Origin of the sequence: Duganella sp. sic0402 (assembly GCF_019219065.1) — a bacterium.
Lineage (GTDB): Bacteria > Pseudomonadota > Gammaproteobacteria > Burkholderiales > Burkholderiaceae_D > Rugamonas.
The window spans coordinates 22,378-39,675 of record NZ_JAHUWK010000005.1 but is presented as its reverse complement, the minus strand read 5'-3'; the positions used below and the strand labels follow the sequence as shown (position 1 = coordinate 39,675).

The following is a 17,298-nucleotide window of genomic DNA, read 5'->3' as shown; positions in this document are numbered from 1 at the left end:
ATACGGCCCATTTCTGCCCTTGTTCATCAGATCGTTTCCAGAGTGCATCGTCAATAATGGAATCATTGGAGTAAGGCGTTTGCTATTGGCGGACGTGCTGCTCAACCTGGTTCCCTTGAGAGACGGTCATGAACGTTAAAAAATTTACCGCACCGACTTCCCGCGAAGCGCTGCGCAAAGTCCGCGAATCCCTCGGCCCTGACGCCGTGATCCTGTCCAACCGTCAATCCGACGGTATCGTCGAAATTCTCGCGCTGGCCAATGACGACGCCGCCTCGCTGGCCATGCCAGCCCCACATTCGCCGATGGCCGAGCCGGCGCCATCGCTGGACCTGGGCGCTGCCGCCATCGTCAGCCATCGCGTTGAACCGCGCTTTGAAGACGAACTGCCGCATATGTCGCCACCGGTGGCCGCCAAGCCAGTCAGCATGCAGCCTCAATCTCAGCCACAGCCGCAGCGCCGTGTGGTCGCCTCGCACTCGTCGCTGGCCAGCAAGGTCGCCGCCGCCGTGCCTGCACCCGCAGCGCAGCCGAAAGCCGCACCGTCGATCGACGCCAGCCAGATCGCCGCCATGGTCAGTGCCGCCGTCGCCAGCGCCAAGGAATCCGCCGCCGTCGAGATGAGCGGCATGATGAATGAGATCCGCGCCATGCGCGGCATGATGGAAACCCAGCTGGCCGAGCTGTCCTGGGGTGCCACCCAGGCGCGCGAGCCGCAGAAAACCGCCGTGCTGCGCGAAATGCTGGCGGCCGGCTTCTCGGCCAGCCTGGCGCGCTACCTGATCGAAAAACTGCCGGCCGGCCGCGACGCTGCCGACAGCCTGCGCTGGATTAAAACGGTGCTGACCCGTAACCTGCAAACCATGGCCAACGAAGACGCGCTGATCGACCAGGGCGGTGTGTTCGCGCTGGTCGGCCCGACCGGCGTCGGCAAGACCACCAGCACCGCCAAGCTGGCGGCCCGCTGCGTGATGCGTCACGGCCCGGACAAGCTGGCGCTGATCACCACCGACGCCTACCGTATCGGCGCGCATGAACAACTGCGCATCTACGGCAAGATCCTCGGCGTGATGGTGCACTCGGTGAAAGATGAAGCCGACCTGCGCATCGCGCTCAAGGAACTGAAGAACAAGCACACCGTGCTGATCGACACCGTCGGCGTCAGCCAGCGCGACCAGATGGTGACCGAACAAGTGTCGATGCTGCAAGGCGCCGGCGCCAACGTCAAGCGCCTGCTGTGCCTGAACGCCACCGCCACCCAGGAAACCCTGAGCGAAGTGGTGCGCGCCTATCAGGGCAGCGGCCTGGCCGGCTGCATTATGACCAAGCTGGACGAGGCGGCCGCGATCGGCAACGCGCTGGACGTGGTGATCCGCCACAAGCTGAACCTGTTCTATGTATCGAACGGCCAGCGCGTGCCGGAAGACCTGCACCTGGCCGATCCAGCCTACCTGATCGACCGGGCTTTCAAATTGAAGCGCGATATCGTCAATACCCAGTACCAGGATGCGGAACTGCCGCTGCTGATGAGTGGCGACATGGGCGGCTTTGGCGCCGCGCGCGAGGTGCACCTTGGCTAACTTCAATTTTGACCAGGCGGAAGGCTTACGCCGCATGCTGGCGGGGCCGCAGCCCCGCATCGTCACCTTCCTGTCGGCCGCGCCGCAGGATGACAAGGGTTCCATGCTGGTCAATCTGGGCGCTTCGCTGGCCCGCGCCGGCAACGACGTGCTGATCGTCGACGCCTGCGCCAGCGCCCACGGCGTGGCCAGCCGGCTTGGCGTCGACGGTGGCCACAGCCTGCTGAACGTGGCGCGCCAGGAATGCGCGCTGAACCAGGTGATCCATCAGGCGCCGCAGGGCTTTGCCGTGGCGTCGATGACGCGCGGCGCGGCGCGTACCGGTCCGGACGAAACCCGGCGCCTGGCCAAGGCCTTTGATGTGCTGGTCAAGCAGACCGGCATGGTGCTGGTGGACGGCGAATTCGACGGTGTCGCCTTCCCGGTGCCGATCATGGCCAGCTCGGATATCGTGGTACAAGTTGCTAATAGCGCTACCTCGATCAAGGCCGCGTACAGTATGATTAAGCGGCTGAACCAGGAACTGGGCCGCCGGCCATTCGGTATTCTGGTCACCGGCGCCTCTGAAGACGAGGCAAGAGTGGTTTACGATAATATGGCACAAGCGGCAAGCCGTTACCTGGCCGTCAACCTGGTTTCGATGGGCTCGGTGCCTGCGGATGAGTACCTGCAACGCGCAGCGCGCTTGGGGCGCGCGGTGGTCGATGCGTTTCCGCTGGCCGGGGCTTCGGTCGCATTTCGCCAACTGGCAGGGCGCTTCACGCTGGGGGGTAACAGCCTCAGCGCTTGATTAAATAATAAATATTCGAATGTATACGGTAAAAGGGAAAGCGGACAAGGATACCTTACTGACGGAGCATATGCCGTTGGTCAAGCGCTTGGCCCACCACATGAAGGCGAAATTGCCGCCCAGCGTCGAAGTGGACGATCTGGTGCAAGCCGGAATGATCGGCCTGTTGGACGCCATCAGCCGTTACGAAGAAACCCACGGCGCGCAATTTGAAACCTATGCGGTGCTGCGCATTCGCGGCGCCATGCTGGACGAGTTGCGCAGCAGCGACTGGCTGCCGCGCTCGCTGCGGCAGAATATGCGCAAGGTCGAGGCCGCGATGTCGACTTTGCAGCAGCGCCTGGGCCGTCCGCCGAGCGAATCGGAAGTGGCCAAGTCGCTCAAGCTGTCGCTGGCCGACTACCAGGAGCTGCTGGGCGACGGCGGCGGCCACCAGCTGGTGTATTACGAGGATTTCCACGACGACGACGGCAACGACAGTTTTCTTGATCGTTATGCGTCGGACGAAGACGCCGACCCGCTGCGCTCGCTGCTGGACGGCGACTTCCGCCAGGCGGTGATCGACGCCATCGACATGCTGCCGGAGCGCGAGAAGATGCTGATGGGCTTGTACTACGAAGAGGAGCTCAACTTGAAAGAAATTGGCGCCGTGATGGGCGTATCCGAATCGCGCGTATCGCAATTGCATACGCAGGCCGTGGCGCGCTTGCGCGCCTCACTCCGGGAGCGGTCTTGGACTGGGCCAGTGTAGCCGGGGTGCTCCTGGCGCTGGCCGGCATCATCATCGGCCAGACCATGGAAGGCGGCAAGATCAGCTCCTTGCTGCAACCGGCGGCGTTCGCGATCGTGGTGATCGGCACCTTTGGCGCCGTGCTGCTGCAAACCCGTTTCAAGACTTTTGTGCGCGGCATCCGCATGCTGCGGCTGGTGTTCGCGCCGCCGCAGGACAGCCGCGCCGCATTGGCGCGCGACATCAATGCCTGGAACCAGGCGGCGCGCCGCGACGGCCTGCTGTCGCTGGAGCGCTATATGCTGGCCTCCAAGGACCAGTTCAACACCAAGGGCCTGCGCCTGATCGTCGACGGCATCGCGCCGGAAAAGCTGCGCCAGCTGCTGGACACCGAAATCACCGCTTATGAAACGGCGGAGCGGCAGGCGGTGCGCATCTGGGAATCGGCGGCCGGCTATTCGCCGACCATCGGCATCCTGGGCGCCGTGCTGGGCCTGATCCACGTGATGGAAAACCTGACCGATCCCAGCAAGCTGGGTTCCGGGATTGCGATCGCCTTCGTCTCAACCATTTACGGCGTTGGCCTGGCCAATCTGTTTTTCTATCCGATCGCCAACAAGCTGAAAGCCATCGTCACCCAGGCCGTGCACCAGCAGGAGATCGCCGCGCAGGTGTTCTACGATATCGCCACCGGCGACCACACGCGCGTCATCGAGGAGCGCATCGCCACGCTGATGCGGGAGCATTGACATGCAATACCGGCGCGCCCGCAGGAAGTTCGACGACGAACCGGAAAACCATGAGCGCTGGCTGATTTCCTACGCCGACTTCATCACGCTGCTGTTCGCCTTCTTCGTGGTCATGTATGCGATTTCGGCGGTCAATATTGGCAAGTACAAAGTGTTTTCCGATGCGCTCGGCAACGCCTTTGGCGGCCAGGGTTCGGCCACGCCGGTCAATACCCAGGTGCAGAACCTGCCCATTCCGAATCCCGGCCTGAAGCGCCGCACCGAGCTGCTGCGCAAGGAAAAAGAACAGATGACCAAGCTGGCGCAGGATCTGCTGTCGACCATGGCGCCGCTGGTCAAGGAAGGCAAGGTGCGGGTGACGCAGAACAGCCGTGGCGTCAGCGTCGAGATCAATGCCTCGGTGCTGTTCGATCCGGGCGATGCGCGGCTGATGCCGGCCTCGGTGGAAGCGCTGCGCGCGGTGGCCAGCCTGCTGGCGGTGGACACCCATGATGTGCAGGTGGAAGGGCATACCGACAACCAGCCGATCGCCAATCCGCGTTATCCGTCCAACTGGGAGTTGTCGTCGGTGCGCGCCAGCAGCGTGGTGCGCCTGTTCATTGACGCCGGCGTGGCGCCGGGCCGCCTGACGGCGGTCGGCTACAGCGCCAACCAGCCGGTCGCCGACAACGCCACGGCCGAAGGCCGCGCACGCAACCGTCGCGTGGCGGTGACCATACTTTCAGGGATACCCGATCCGGGCCGTGAATTGCCGACGCAGTAAGCCTGTGCAAACAGGGTCTGCCCCCTGCGGGCTCAGACCCTTGGTATGCGAAGTGCCGGGGGGGGCTATTTAGCCAGCCAGGAAACCGCGGCTGCGCGGCACGCTGGTGGCGATGCCGCCAGGGCTGTAGAAATTGTTGGCGGTGGCGTTGTGCGGACGCAGCGACTGCAGCGCATCCTGGGTATGACCCATCTGCTTATTGATCAGCATGCCGTTGACGCGGTTCAGCTCCTTGGCTGCGCGCGTGTGTTGCAGCAGCGCCTGCCACAGGCTTGCCGATTCCTCGCGCGCGTCGCCGCTGGCGGCGATCCACGCGTCCATGCCGGCTTCTTCGGCGGGAAAGCCGCATTTGCCCAGCGAGCGGTGGCGTTGCGCGGACAACAGGGTCATTTGCGTGACCAGCGCGGTCTTGCGGGTGGTGATGGCCGGCAGGCCTTCGATTTCCGCCGTCACCAGCAGTTGCTGTTCCTGGCGCAGCAAGTCCAGCAAGGTGGACATGATCTGTTCTTCTTCGCGCAGGCTGTTCAGCGGGGTGACGGTGCTCATGCTAGTCCTATCGTTTTCTTGAGTGCAGCAGATCCTTGACGGTATCCAGCAAGCCATCCGCTACTTTTTCCGAGTTGACCGAGAACTGACCATCGGCGATTGCCAACTTGATGCGCTCGACTTTCTTGGTGTCGAACACGGCGTTGGCGCCGCTGGCCGAACTGGCCGCCATTGCCTGGCCTTGCGAGGACAGGCGTACATTATCTGACGCGACATTGGTCGACGCAGTTTGCGCCGCTTTTTCCGCGCCGCGTGCGGTAGCACCCGTGGCTGCCGGCGTCGACGGCAGGCCAGGCGTGCTTTTGACAGAGTCGTTAATTTTCACAGCATTTCCTTCTCAGCTAGGAGTACGAAACTCCGGGATCTGAGTCGGTAACGGCGGCCTGGCGGGAAACTTTAGCTGCTTGTTGCTCAAAATGCTACCTCAACCATACCGCCACTCTTGGCGATGCCGGTGATCTGCTGGCCGTTGCCGGTTCTCACCTGCACCACCTGGCCGTCGCCGGCCGTGCTCATCGCCCGGCCCTCGGCCGATACGCTGAAGCCGCTGCCGCTGGACACCAGCCGCACCAGCTGGCCCGACTGCACCACCGGCTTGCTGCGCAGCGTATCCAGCCGCAACGGTGTGCCGGGCGGCAGCGACACGCTGGCGCTGCGGCCGATCACCTGGCTGGCGTCGGTAGCTATGCCGGCAGGCAACATTGTCAAATCACCCTTGAGTACCGTCAGCTGGGTGGCGTCGATCGGCTGGCCCTGCACCAGCGGCGCGGCGGCGGCGATGTAGTCGCCCACCACCGTGACGTTGGCCTGAATATATACCGTCCAGGCGGAAGGCGTCGCACAGCGCACGCCGACCGTGGTCTTGCCCCAGGCGCGCGCGCCTGGCATGAAGAAAGCTTGTGGTTCGGGGCATTGGGCCAGGCTCATGCGCTGGTCAATGGCGCCGACGGTGACCGTGACCTGGCCCGGCAGACCGCCAGCCTGCACCTGCAGGAATTGCTCAACCGTGCTCTTCAGCGTGGCCAGGTCCTGGCGCCCGGTTTGGGCCATGGCGCTGGCGCCTAAGCTGGTGCTCAGTATCCCGGCCAGCAGCGTAGTAAGTAGCAGAGGTGGTTTCATGGTGTGGGTTTCCCGTTCAATGTTGCCATCATAGAGCGGTGGGCGGAACTCGAAGCGCTGAATAAGGCGGGAAAAACCGGGCTTATCGGCCGATGGCGTAGCAGCCCAACTCCGTATCATCGATCCTGTCATCAATGTGGAAGGGGAGCGAATCATGCTCGGCAGCAAGTTAGACGATTATATGCGCTTCAATGAAACCGCTCTGAGCCTGCGCTCGTCGCGCCAGAGTGTCATTGCCTCCAATATTGCCAACGCGGATACACCGAATTACAAGGCGCGCGATATTGATTTCACCAGCGCGCTGCAGGCGGCGATGGACAAGTCCGATCCGAACGCCCAGCAGTCGCTGAAGACCACGGCCGCCAAGCATTTCCCCAACCCTCTGCAAGTCGCCGGTACGCTGGCCGACGGCACGCCGCTGCTGTACCGCGGCGTGGTGCAGGGCGCGGTGGACGGCAACACGGTGGACATGGATGTCGAGCGCAACCAGTTTGCCGACAACGCCATCCGCTACGAGGCCGGGATTACCGCGATTAATGGCCAGATCAAGTCGATGCTGGCCGCCATCCAGCCTGGGAACTAATCATGTCGCTCTTTAAAATTTTCGATGTGTCCGGTTCGGCCATGAGCGCCCAGGCGCAGCGGCTGAACGTGGTGGCCTCCAATCTGGCCAATGCCGATTCCGCCACCAGCGCCAGCGGCGAAGCCTACCGCGCGCGCCAGGTGGTGTTCGAGGCGCAGACGCCAACCAACGGCGGCACCTCGACCGGGGTGCGGGTCAAGCAAGTGGTGGAAGACCAGTCGCCGATGAAAATGATGTACGACCCCAAGCATCCGGCCGCCGACGAAAACGGCTATGTGACGATGCCGAACGTGAATGTGGTGGACGAGATGGTGAATATGCTGTCGGCCTCGCGCTCCTACCAGACCAACGTGGAAACCATGAACGCGGCCAAGACGCTGCTGTTGAAAACCCTGACCATCGGTCAAACGTAATTAAGACAAATAAGAGGCCATCATGAGCGTTAGCGGCATTATCGATACCCCGGTCAACCTGAACAGCACGACCACCACCAAGACCACCACCGACACCGACAGCGTGCAGGCGGACCAGGATAAATTCATGAAGCTGCTGGTGACCCAGCTGAAGAACCAGGACCCGCTGAATCCGATGGACAACGCGGCCATGACCAGCCAGCTGGCGCAGCTGTCGACCGTGACCGGCATCAACAAGGTCAACGCCACGCTGGAATCGCTGCGCTCGGATGTGGCCGCGACCCAGTCGTCCACCGCGATCAACCTGATCGGCAAAGGCATTCTGGTGGAAGGCAAGGGGCTCACGCTCAGCAGCACCACCGATGAGGACGGCAAGACCACCAGCTCCAGCGTGTTCGGCGTCGAACTGGCGTCGGATTCGCAAGCGGTGGCGATCGCCATCCAGGACAGCACGGGCAAGACCGTGCGCACCATGAGCATGAGCAACGCCGAGGCCGGCACTTACCCGATTACCTGGGACGGCACCATGGATGACAAGACGGCTGCGCCGGCCGGCAACTACACCTTCACTGTCAGCGCCACCACTGCCGGCAGCAAGCTGACCGCCACGCCATTGCAACTGGCGGCGGTGGCCAGCGTGTCGACCGGCACCAGCGGCGTCAAATTGAATACCTCGCTTGGGCATTTCAGCATGAGCGACGTCAAGGAAGTTCTGTAAGCAGTATCACACCTAGATAGGGGAATAGCATGTTCCAACAAGGACTGAGCGGTCTGAACGCCGCATCCAAATCGCTGGACGTCATAGGCAACAACATCGCCAACGCCAGCACCGTCGGCTTCAAGAGTTCGCAAGCGCAGTTTGCCGACCTGTACGCCAATTCGCTGAACGGCGTGTCGGGTAACAACCCTGGCATTGGTGTGACTGTTTCCAAACTGGCGCAGCAATTCACGCAAGGTAACCTGGAGAGCAGCAGCAATCCGCTCGACGTGGCGATCAATGGCGGCGGTTTCTTCCGCCTGGTGGTCAATGGCGCGGTGCAGTATTCGCGTAATGGCCAGTTCCACGAAGATAGCAACCACACGCTGGTCAACGCCCAGGGCGCAGTGCTGACGGGTTATCTGTCCAACACCGCCGGCGTGATCCAGCTGGGCGCGCCAGTGCCGCTGACGCTGGACAAGTCGGACCTGAAACCGGTGCAAACCACCGAGGCCAACTTCCAGCTGAATCTGAGCTCGGCCTCGCTGGTGCCGGCCAAAAGCCCGTTCGACGCCAACAATCCGGAAACCTATAACAAGCAGACCGTGCTGAATGTATACGATTCGCTGGGCACCTCGCACATCATGACGACCTACTACGTCAAGACCGATGCGAACACCTGGGATGTGTACGCCGCCGCCGACAACAAGGAAGTGGTGTCGGCCGGCGTGGCTGCGGCGCTCAACAACAACACCGATGTGGTGGCGGCCCGTCTGGCCTACAACACTGCGGTCAAGACTGTGCCACCGGTGGATGCGGATATCGCTGTGGCTGCGGGCACCTATGCGGCCGTCGCGCGCGACGCGATTGTCGCGGCCGCCCAGGCAGCCGGCGGCAGTGAGGCCCAGATTGAAGCGATTAACGCCGCCTACGCGGCGATCGATCCGGGCCCGACCGGCTCGATCACCGGCAAGACGCCGGATGATATCAATGGCCTGCTGGCCGCCGCCACCACGGTGCCGGCAGTAAAAGTCGGTACGCTGCTGTTCACCAAGACCGGCGCGCTGGACCCGCAGGCGATGGCGCTGCTGGAGCCGCCGCAAACGCTGCCGTTCCAGATCCAGTTGCCGATCTTCCCGGCCACCGGCGCGGAGGAACCGATGACGGTGTCCACCACCTTCGAAAAAACCACCCAGTACGGTAGCGTGACCAATGACCTGGGCTCGACCCAGAATGGTTACTCGGCCGGTTCCTGGCAGCGTTACTCGATCGACGAGAACGGCGTCATCCTGGGCCAGTACAGCAACGGCAAATCGCGCGCCATGGGCCAGATCGCCATGGCCAACTTTGCCAGCGTGGATGGCCTGACACCATTGGGCAATAACGCCTGGGCGGAAAGCTCTACATCGGGTCCACCAACCATCGGCGTGCCGAACGCCGGTTCGATGGGGCAGCTGCGCTCCAGCATGGTGGAAACCTCGAACACCGACCTGACGGCCGAACTGGTCAATATGATCACTGCGCAGCGCGTCTACCAGGCCAATGCGCAGACCATCAAGACCGAGGACTCGATCCTGCAGACCCTGGTCAACCTGCGCTAAGGTAGAACATGGACCGCCTCGTCTACACCGCAATGACCGGCGCCCGGCACGTGATGGAGCAGCAGGCCACCGTGTCGAACAACCTGGCCAATGCCACCACCACCGGTTTCCGCTCGCAGCTGGATACCTTCCGCGCGGTGCCGGTGGTGTCCGAGGGCTTGCCGACGCGCGCCTTCGTGGTCGATTCCACCGTCGGCTCGGACTTCCGTTCCGGGCCGATGGAGACCACCGGCCGCGCGCTCGACATCGCCATCCGCGACCAGGGCTGGATCGCGGTGCAGTCGGCCGACGGTTCGGAAGCGTATACCCGCAACGGCAGCCTGAAAATCACCGAGAACGGCATCCTGCAAACCACCAGCGGCCAGACCATCATCGGCGACGGCGGCCCGATTGCCATCCCGCCCGACACCAAGATCGCCATCGCCAGCGATGGCACGGTGAGTGTGGTGAATGACAACTTCGAGCCTGGCCCGTCCAATGTGCTGGGCCGTATCAAGCTGGTCAATCCCGACGTCAACGGCCTGCTGCGCGGCGACGACGGCCTGTTCCGCCAGGCCGACGGCACGCCGGCGCAGAATGACCCGAATGTGCGCGTGGTGGACGGCGTGCTGGAGGGCAGCAATGTCAATCCGGTTGAATCCATGGTCAATATGATCAGCTTGGCAAGGCAGTTTGAAATGCAAATGAGCCTGATGAAGAACGCCGAGAATAACGCCGCAAAAGCCACCCAGATCCTCGCTTTGAGTTGACGGCCTCTCCCGCATAATGCTTGCATGGGATGAACAGGTGTATGTTCATCCGGCATTGGGAGAAGCAAGATGATACGTTCGTTATGGATCGCCAAGACCGGCATGGAAGCGCAGCAGACGCAGATGGACGTCACGTCCAATAATCTGGCCAACGTCAGCACCAACGGTTTCAAGAAGTCGCGCGCCGTGTTCGAGGATTTGCTGTACCAGAATATCCGCCAGCCGGGTGCGCTCTCGTCGCAGCAGACCAATCTGCCTTCCGGCATGCAGCTCGGCACCGGCGTGCGCCCGGTCGCCATCGAGCGCATCCACACCCAGGGCAACCCGCAGTCGACCGGCAATGATAAAGACATCATGGTCAACGGCAGCGGCTTCTTCACCGTGCTGCTGCCAGACGGCACCACTGCCTATACCCGCGACGGTTCTTTCCAGCGCGACCAGAACGGCCAGATGGTGACCTCGGAAGGCTTTGTGCTGCAACCGGCCATCACCATCCCGATCACCGCGCAATCGATCAGCGTGGCGCGCGACGGCACGGTCTCGGTCAACATCGCCGGCACCAATGGCGCCACCACCACCCAGCAGCTGGGCAGCCTGCAACTGGCCACCTTCATCAATCCGACCGGGCTGGAGTCCAAGGGTGAAAATCTGTATGTGGAAACCACCGCTTCCGGCGCGCCGCAGCAGAATACGCCTGGCACCAACGGCACCGGCCTGATCCTGCAAGGCTATGTGGAAACCTCCAACGTCAACGTGGTGGAGGAGATGGTGAATATGATCCAGACCCAGCGCGCGTACGAGATCAATTCCAAGGCCATCACCACCTCCGACCAGATGCTGCAAAAGCTGTCGCAGATGTAAGGAATGCCATCATGAAATACGCCCTCACCATCGCCGCCGTCGCCGCTGTCCTCAGCGGCTGCGCCGCCACGCCAAGCTCGATCGTCAATTCGCCCAAAACCGCGCGCCCGCTGACCAGCGAACAAATGCAGGCGGTGCCGAACAACGGCGCCATCTACCAGCCGTCCGCCTTCCGTCCGGTGTTCGAAGACCGCCGCGCGCGCCATATCGGCGACGTGCTGACGCTGGTGATCACCGAGCGTACTTCGGCCAACAAGGCTGGCACCGCCACCGGCAACAAGTCGGGCAGCGTCAGCGCGGCCATGCCGGCCAAGCTGCAAAGCACCTTCGGCAATCCGCTGGCGGTCAGCAGCACCAACACCTATACCGACGGCGACACCCAGACCGCCAGCAACGCCTTCACCGGCACCATGGGCATCACCGTGGTCGAGGTGCTCAGCAACGGCAACCTGATCGTTGCCGGCGAGAAGCAGGTCGGCATGAACAAGGGGACCGAATACATCCGCTTCTCCGGCATGATTAATCCGGACAGCATCGCCACCGGCAACACCGTGCAATCGACCGCCGTGGCCGACGCCCGCGTTGAATACCGTACCGCCAATTCGGTGGACCGCGCCGAGCTGTCATCGATGGCGTCGCGTTTCTTCCAAAGCCTGCTGCCGTTCTGATGATCATGAAAACTCCACTCAAAGCCGCGTTGCTGGTGTGCCTGGCGCTGTGGGCGCCGCTCAGCCAGGCTGAACGCATCAAGGACCTGGCCAGCATCGCCGGCGTGCGTAACAACCAATTGCTGGGCTATGGCCTGGTGGTTGGCCTGGACGGTTCGGGCGACCAGACCACCCAGACCCCGTTCACCGTGCAGAGCGTGATTTCGATGCTGCAACAGCTGGGCGTCAACCTGCCGCAGGGCGGTACCCAGCTGCAACTGAAAAACGTCGCTGCCGTGATGGTCACCGCGACCCTGCCGCCGTTCGCGCAGCCGGGCCAGCAGCTGGACATCACCGTGTCGTCGATGGGTAACGCCAAGAGCTTGCGCGGCGGTACGCTGCTGATGACCCCGCTGAAAGGCGCGGACGGCCAGGTGTACGGCATGGCGCAGGGCAATGTGCTGGTCGGCGGCGTTGGCGTACAGGCTGGCGGCGGTGGCGGCGGCAGTTCGCTGACGGTCAACCATTTGAGCGTCGGCAAGATTTCCGGCGGCGCCACCGTGGAACGCGCGGTCGCCACCAGCCTGGGCGAAGGCAATATGATCAAGCTGGAGCTCAACAATGCCGATTTCGCCACCGCCAGCCGCATGGTCGAGGCCATCAACGACAAATACGGCGCCGGCATCGCCTATGCGCTGGACAGCCGCGTGATCCGCGTGCAGGCGCCCAGCAGCAGCGACCAGCGCGTGAGCTTCATCGGTACGCTGCAGGACATGCAGGTCAATCCGGCCGAGCAGCCTGCCAAGGTGATCATGAACGCGCGTACCGGCTCGGTGGTGATGAACCGCACCGTGACGCTGGATACGTGCGCCATTTCGCACGGCAATCTGTCAGTATCGGTCAATGCCGACACGCAGGTGAGCCAGCCTAATCCGCTGTCCGGCGGCCGCACCGTGGTCACGCAAAACCCGCAAGTTGGCATCCAGCAAGGTAACGGCAAGGTAATGCTGGTCAAGGGCGGCGCTTCGCTGGCCGAAGTCGTCAAGGCGCTCAACGCCATCGGCGCCACGCCGCAAGACCTGCTGTCGATTCTGCAGGCAATGAAGGCCGCAGGTTCGCTGCGCGCCGAACTGGAAATCATTTAAGCAGGTGTCCCATGGCCAGCCAGACTTCGACCACTAATGACCTGAGCAACAAGTTTTCGCTGGACTTGCGCGATATGGGCAGCCTCAAGCAGTCGGCCCGCGCCGGCAGCCCGGAGGCCTTGAAAACCGCGTCGACGCAATTCGAAGCGATGTTCGTCAACATGATGATGAAAAGCATGCGCGACGCGACGCCGCAGGACGGCATGCTGGACAGCCAGCAAAGCAAGACCTTCCAGACCATGCTGGACCAGCAGACCAGCCAGAACATCGCCAAGAAGGGCATCGGCCTGGCTGACATGCTGGTGCGCCAGCTGTCTGCCAAGACCGACGCGCAGGCGCTGGCGATTGGCGGCGATGCCGGCGACAAGGCCAGCGGCGCCAATGCCGGCAGCTTTGCCGGCATGGCCAGCCTGATGGACGCCAAGCTGCAGCGTGCGATTGCCGCAGCCGGCGGCAATGCGGCCGCCAGCGTCACCAGCAGCACTGACGCAGCTGCCTCTGCCAACAAGGGCTCGCAGGCGCCGCATGTGCGCAGCTTCCAGGAAAAGCTGTCGGCGCACGCGGAAGAGGCCAGCAAGGCCACCGGCATCCCGGCCAAGTTCATGCTGGGCCAGGCGGCGCTGGAATCGGGCTGGGGGCGGCGCGAGATCAAGGCGCGCGATGGCAGCAGCAGCCACAACCTGTTTGGCATCAAGGCCGGCGCCGACTGGAAGGGCAAGGTGGTCGAGGCCACCACCACCGAATATGTGAACGGCAAGGCACAGACCAAGGTCGAGCGCTTCCGCGCCTACGACAGCTACGCGGACAGCTTCAAGGATTATGCGAAGTTAATTACCAGCAACCCCCGCTATGAAAAAGTACTGGCCAGCGCCGGCGACGCCGCCAGTTTCGCCCAGGGTTTGCAGAAGGCCGGCTACGCCACCGATCCGAATTACGCCAACAAACTGACCAGCATCATCAAGCGCTCGCTGGCGGGATGATCAAGTTTCGGCAAAAGCTGCCGTAAACCTCACTAATTAAAGCGAAATTATCATGAGTCTACTCAGCATCGGCAAAAGCGGTTTGTTGGCCGCCCAGGTCGGGTTATCCACCACCGGCAACAATATTACCAACGCCAACACCGCCGGCTATAACCGCCAGGTCGCCATTCAGGGCGATACCGGTACCCAGTACCAGGGCTTCGGCTATGTTGGCACGGGTACCGAGATCCAGGCTGTGCGCCGCTATTACGATAACTTCCTGTCTACCTCGCTGCGCAACGCCGAGGCCAACCAGGCGGCGCTGAATACTTATAGCCAGCAGATCGGCCAGATCGACAATCTGCTGTCCGACCCGACCGCCGGCCTGTCGCCGGCGCTGCAGGACTTCTTCTCCGGCGTGCAAGATGCCACCGCCAATCCGGCCTCGTCCGCCGCACGCCAGTCGCTGCTGTCGAATGCGCAGTCGCTGGCATCGCGCTTCCAGGCGATGAGCTCGCGCCTGACCGAGATGTCGGAAGGCGTCAACAGCACCATCAAGTCCAGCGTCAACGAGATCAATGCCTACGCCAACCAGATCGCCGACATCAACAACGCCATCGCCGGGCTGACCACCAGCACTGCCGCGCCCAACGACCTGCTGGACAAGCGCGACCAGATGCTGACCGAGCTGAACAAGCTGGTCAAGATCACCGTCACGCCCGGCGACAACAATATGTTGAATGTGCAGTTCGGCACCGGCCAGCCGCTGGTGGTGGGTAACAAGCCGTTCCAGTTGGCTACCTCGACCTCGGCGACCGACGTCAGCCGCCTGGTGGTCGGTTACCAGGCTGGCAATGGTAATTTCAGTGAGTTGCCGGACGCAGTGTTCACCGGCGGCCAGCTGGGCGGCATTATGGACTTCCGCAATGGCGCGCTGGACCGTGCGCAAAACGCGCTGGGCCAGGTCGCCGCCGGCATCGCCACCGCCTTCAACGCCCAGCACGTACTGGGCCAGGATCAGAACGGCGATCTGGGCACCAATTTCTTCAATCCGATCCAGGCCTATGTCGGCTACAACACGCGCAATTCGCCGGCCAGCACCGCTGAAGTCAGCGCGGTGGTGACCGACGCCAGTGCGCTGACCGCCAGCGATTACAGCGTCGATTACGACGGCACCAATTTCAACGTCACCCGCAAGAGCGATGGCAAGGTCACGCAGATCAATCCCTTCCCGCAGACTGAACCGCAGGTGATCGACGGCGTCGCCTACACCATCACTGGCACGCCGGCGGACAAGGACAATTTCCAGGTGCGGCCGACCTATAACGCCGCCAACAGCCTGACGGTGGCGATCAACGATCCCGCGAAAATCGCGCTGGCGGCGCCGATCTCCACCGCCGCGCCGACCACCAATGCCGGCAACGGCAAGATCACGGCCGGCAGCGTCGACAAGAATTATCTGACGGCTGGCAATGCGCTGACTGCGCCGGCCACGCTGACCTTTGACAAGGCCAGCGGCACCCTGTCCGGCTTCCCGGCAGACAAGGACGTGACGGTCACCGTTGGCGGCACCGCCACCGTGTATCCAGCCGGCACGCCGGTGCCGTACACGGACGGCGCCAACATCAGCTTCGGCGGCGTCAACTTCGCCATCAGCGGCACCCCGGCCGACCTGGATACCTTCACTGTCGGTCCCAACACCAGCGGTGTTGGCGACAGCCGCAACGGCGCACTGCTGGCCGGGCTGCAGACCAAGAACATCATGGACAACGGCAAGGCGACCTTCCAGACCACCTATGCACAGATGGTCAACTTTGTCGGCACCAAGGCGCGCGAATCGCAGATCGCCGGCACCGCCGCCGACGCGGCCGTCAAGCAGGCCACCAATTCGCAGCAAGCCGTCTCCGGTGTCAACCTGGATGAGGAAGCGGCCAATCTGTTACGCTATCAGCAAGCGTATCAGGCCAGCGGCAAGGTCATGCAGGTGGCCAGCCAGTTATTTGATACTTTGCTCAGCCTGGGCAATTAAAGCCAGGCAGGGTAACCGAGAGGATAGGGTAGCATCATGATTATGCGCATCAGCACCAAAACCATGTTTGACATCGGTTCGACGCAGATTACGTCGCTGTCGTCGGCCATGGCGCGCACGCAGCAGCAGCTTTCCACTGGCCGCAAGAACCTGACCGCCGCCGACGATCCGATCGCCAGCGCGCGCGCGCTGGAAGTGACGCAGTCGCAATCGCTGAACACCCAGCTGGCGACCAACCGTTCCAACGCCAAGGGCGTGCTGGGCACCGAAACCACGGCGCTGGCCAGCGTCACTGCCTTGTTGCAGGACATTAAGACCTCGGCGGTGCAGGCAGGTAACGGCTCGTACACGCCTTCCGACCTGGCCACCATCGCCACGCAGCTGGAGGCCAGCCTGGCCGATCTGCTGGGTGTGGCCAATACCGCCGACGGCGTCGGCGGCTATGTGTTTTCCGGCTACAAGTCGACCACCTTGCCGTTCACCAAAACCGCCACCGGCGCCGAGTACCAGGGCGACCAGGGCCAGCGTTCGCTGCAGGTGGGTTCGACCCGTACCATCCCGATCACGGATTCCGGCGCCTCGGTGTTTGAAGCGAACGTCACCGGCAACGGCACCTTTGTCACCACGCCGGACGCCGCCAATTACGATCGCGGCGGCAGCGGCATCATCAGCGCCGGTTCGGTCAAGGACGCCACGCTGCTGACTGGTCACAAGTACCAGATCAATTTCCAGGTGGTGCCGGAACAGCCTGGCATCCCCAAGCAGACCACCTACACGGTGACCGATATGACCACCGGCGATCCGGTGCCGCCAGCGCCGATCCCGGCCGAGCCGCAGCCCTATGTCAGCGGCCAGAACATCTCCTTCGACGGCGTCCAGTTCGATATCAAGGGCAGCCCGGCCGACGGCGACAGCTTCAATGTCGAGCCATCGACCAAGCAGTCGATCTTCAGCACCGTGCAGAGCTTCATCGATGCACTGCGCTCGCCGGGTGCCGCCGAGCCGGGCAATGCCCGTCTCAACAATATGCTCAACCAGCTGCAGGTGAACATCGACAACGCCACCGACAATGTGTTGTCGGTGCAGTCGGCGGTTGGCGCACGCCTCAAGGAACTGGATTACCTGGACAGCTCCGGCGATGACCTTGGCCTGCAATACGCCACCACGCTGTCGAACCTGCAGGATCTGGACTATACGGCGGCAATCTCGCTGTTCACCCAGCAGCAGACCACGCTGACGGCGGCGCAGAAGTCGTTCACCACCATGTCCGGCATGTCGCTGTTCAATTACATCAGCTGATTTTTTTCAGCGCATAAAAAAACGGCCAGCTTTTCAGC

Annotated in this window: 19 protein-coding genes; 16 read left to right on the top strand and 3 right to left on the bottom strand. The window is 62.7% G+C overall.

Annotated elements, in window-relative coordinates:
- Positions 1-128: 128 nt before the first annotated feature.
- The 5 genes from flhF to motD are packed head-to-tail and all read left to right on the top strand — an operon-like array spanning position 129 to position 4,612.
- Positions 129-1,580: a flagellar biosynthesis protein FlhF gene (flhF, locus tag KW842_RS14180; RefSeq protein ID WP_218304761.1), complete on the top strand. Its 1,452-nt coding sequence runs from the start codon at positions 129-131 to the stop codon at positions 1,578-1,580.
- Positions 1,573-2,370: an antiactivator of flagellar biosynthesis FleN protein gene (locus KW842_RS14175; protein WP_218304760.1), complete on the top strand. Its 798-nt coding sequence runs from the start codon at positions 1,573-1,575 to the stop codon at positions 2,368-2,370. The genes flhF and KW842_RS14175 overlap by 8 nt, the downstream gene beginning before the upstream one ends.
- Positions 2,371-2,389: 19 nt before the next feature.
- Positions 2,390-3,121, top strand: coding sequence for an RNA polymerase sigma factor FliA (locus KW842_RS14170; RefSeq protein ID WP_218304759.1), 732 nt, complete (start codon positions 2,390-2,392; stop codon positions 3,119-3,121).
- Positions 3,103-3,849, top strand: coding sequence for a flagellar motor protein (locus tag KW842_RS14165; protein ID WP_218304758.1), 747 nt, complete (start codon positions 3,103-3,105; stop codon positions 3,847-3,849). The genes KW842_RS14170 and KW842_RS14165 overlap by 19 nt, the downstream gene beginning before the upstream one ends.
- A gap of 1 nt (position 3,850) precedes the next feature.
- Complete coding sequence (gene motD / locus KW842_RS14160) at positions 3,851-4,612, top strand: flagellar motor protein MotD (RefSeq protein WP_218304757.1); 762 nt, start codon at positions 3,851-3,853, stop codon at positions 4,610-4,612.
- A 69-nt stretch (positions 4,613-4,681) separates the two neighbouring features.
- Here motD and KW842_RS14155 read toward each other — a convergent pair whose 3' ends face one another.
- The 3 genes from KW842_RS14155 to flgA form a co-directional block, all read right to left on the bottom strand.
- Complete coding sequence (locus KW842_RS14155; RefSeq protein WP_218304756.1) at positions 4,682-5,158, bottom strand: flagella synthesis protein FlgN; 477 nt, start codon at positions 5,156-5,158, stop codon at positions 4,682-4,684.
- Positions 5,159-5,165: 7 nt separating this feature from the next.
- Positions 5,166-5,483, bottom strand: a complete 318-nt coding sequence (flgM, locus tag KW842_RS14150) for a flagellar biosynthesis anti-sigma factor FlgM (RefSeq protein WP_218304755.1) — start codon at positions 5,481-5,483, stop codon at positions 5,166-5,168.
- Between the two features lie 86 nt (positions 5,484-5,569).
- The gene (gene flgA, locus KW842_RS14145) at positions 5,570-6,277 is read right to left on the bottom strand and encodes a flagellar basal body P-ring formation chaperone FlgA (RefSeq protein ID WP_218304754.1); all 708 of its coding nucleotides are present in this window, start codon (positions 6,275-6,277) and stop codon (positions 5,570-5,572) included.
- A 154-nt stretch (positions 6,278-6,431) separates the two neighbouring features.
- Here flgA and flgB point away from each other — a divergent pair, with 154 nt between their 5' ends.
- The 11 genes from flgB (at position 6,432) to flgL (ending at position 17,260) form a co-directional block, all read left to right on the top strand.
- Positions 6,432-6,860 (top strand): flagellar basal body rod protein FlgB, encoded by a 429-nt coding sequence (gene flgB / locus KW842_RS14140; RefSeq protein ID WP_218304753.1) that lies wholly within the window; start codon positions 6,432-6,434, stop codon positions 6,858-6,860.
- Between the two features lie 2 nt (positions 6,861-6,862).
- On the top strand, positions 6,863-7,273 hold the full coding sequence (gene flgC / locus KW842_RS14135; RefSeq protein WP_160990680.1) for a flagellar basal body rod protein FlgC: 411 nt from the start codon (positions 6,863-6,865) through the stop codon (positions 7,271-7,273).
- Positions 7,274-7,295: 22 nt separating this feature from the next.
- The gene (locus KW842_RS14130) at positions 7,296-7,991 is read left to right on the top strand and encodes a flagellar hook assembly protein FlgD (protein ID WP_218304752.1); all 696 of its coding nucleotides are present in this window, start codon (positions 7,296-7,298) and stop codon (positions 7,989-7,991) included.
- Between the two features lie 29 nt (positions 7,992-8,020).
- On the top strand, positions 8,021-9,571 hold the full coding sequence (locus KW842_RS14125; protein WP_218304751.1) for a flagellar hook protein FlgE: 1,551 nt from the start codon (positions 8,021-8,023) through the stop codon (positions 9,569-9,571).
- Positions 9,572-9,579: 8 nt separating this feature from the next.
- On the top strand, positions 9,580-10,320 hold the full coding sequence (gene flgF / locus KW842_RS14120) for a flagellar basal-body rod protein FlgF (RefSeq protein WP_218304750.1): 741 nt from the start codon (positions 9,580-9,582) through the stop codon (positions 10,318-10,320).
- 69 nt (positions 10,321-10,389) lie between these two features.
- The gene (gene flgG, locus KW842_RS14115) at positions 10,390-11,181 is read left to right on the top strand and encodes a flagellar basal-body rod protein FlgG (protein ID WP_218304749.1); all 792 of its coding nucleotides are present in this window, start codon (positions 10,390-10,392) and stop codon (positions 11,179-11,181) included.
- Between the two features lie 11 nt (positions 11,182-11,192).
- Entirely contained in the window at positions 11,193-11,849 is a 657-nt protein-coding gene (locus KW842_RS14110) for a flagellar basal body L-ring protein FlgH (protein ID WP_218304748.1), read from the top strand.
- Between the two features lie 5 nt (positions 11,850-11,854).
- Positions 11,855-12,973, top strand: coding sequence for a flagellar basal body P-ring protein FlgI (locus tag KW842_RS14105; RefSeq protein ID WP_218304747.1), 1,119 nt, complete (start codon positions 11,855-11,857; stop codon positions 12,971-12,973).
- A gap of 11 nt (positions 12,974-12,984) precedes the next feature.
- Complete coding sequence (gene flgJ, locus KW842_RS14100) at positions 12,985-13,953, top strand: flagellar assembly peptidoglycan hydrolase FlgJ (protein WP_218304746.1); 969 nt, start codon at positions 12,985-12,987, stop codon at positions 13,951-13,953.
- Between the two features lie 52 nt (positions 13,954-14,005).
- Positions 14,006-15,961, top strand: coding sequence for a flagellar hook-associated protein FlgK (flgK, locus tag KW842_RS14095; RefSeq protein ID WP_218304745.1), 1,956 nt, complete (start codon positions 14,006-14,008; stop codon positions 15,959-15,961).
- Between the two features lie 36 nt (positions 15,962-15,997).
- Positions 15,998-17,260, top strand: coding sequence for a flagellar hook-associated protein FlgL (flgL, locus tag KW842_RS14090; protein WP_229223695.1), 1,263 nt, complete (start codon positions 15,998-16,000; stop codon positions 17,258-17,260).
- The last annotated feature ends 38 nt before the right edge of the window (positions 17,261-17,298 follow it).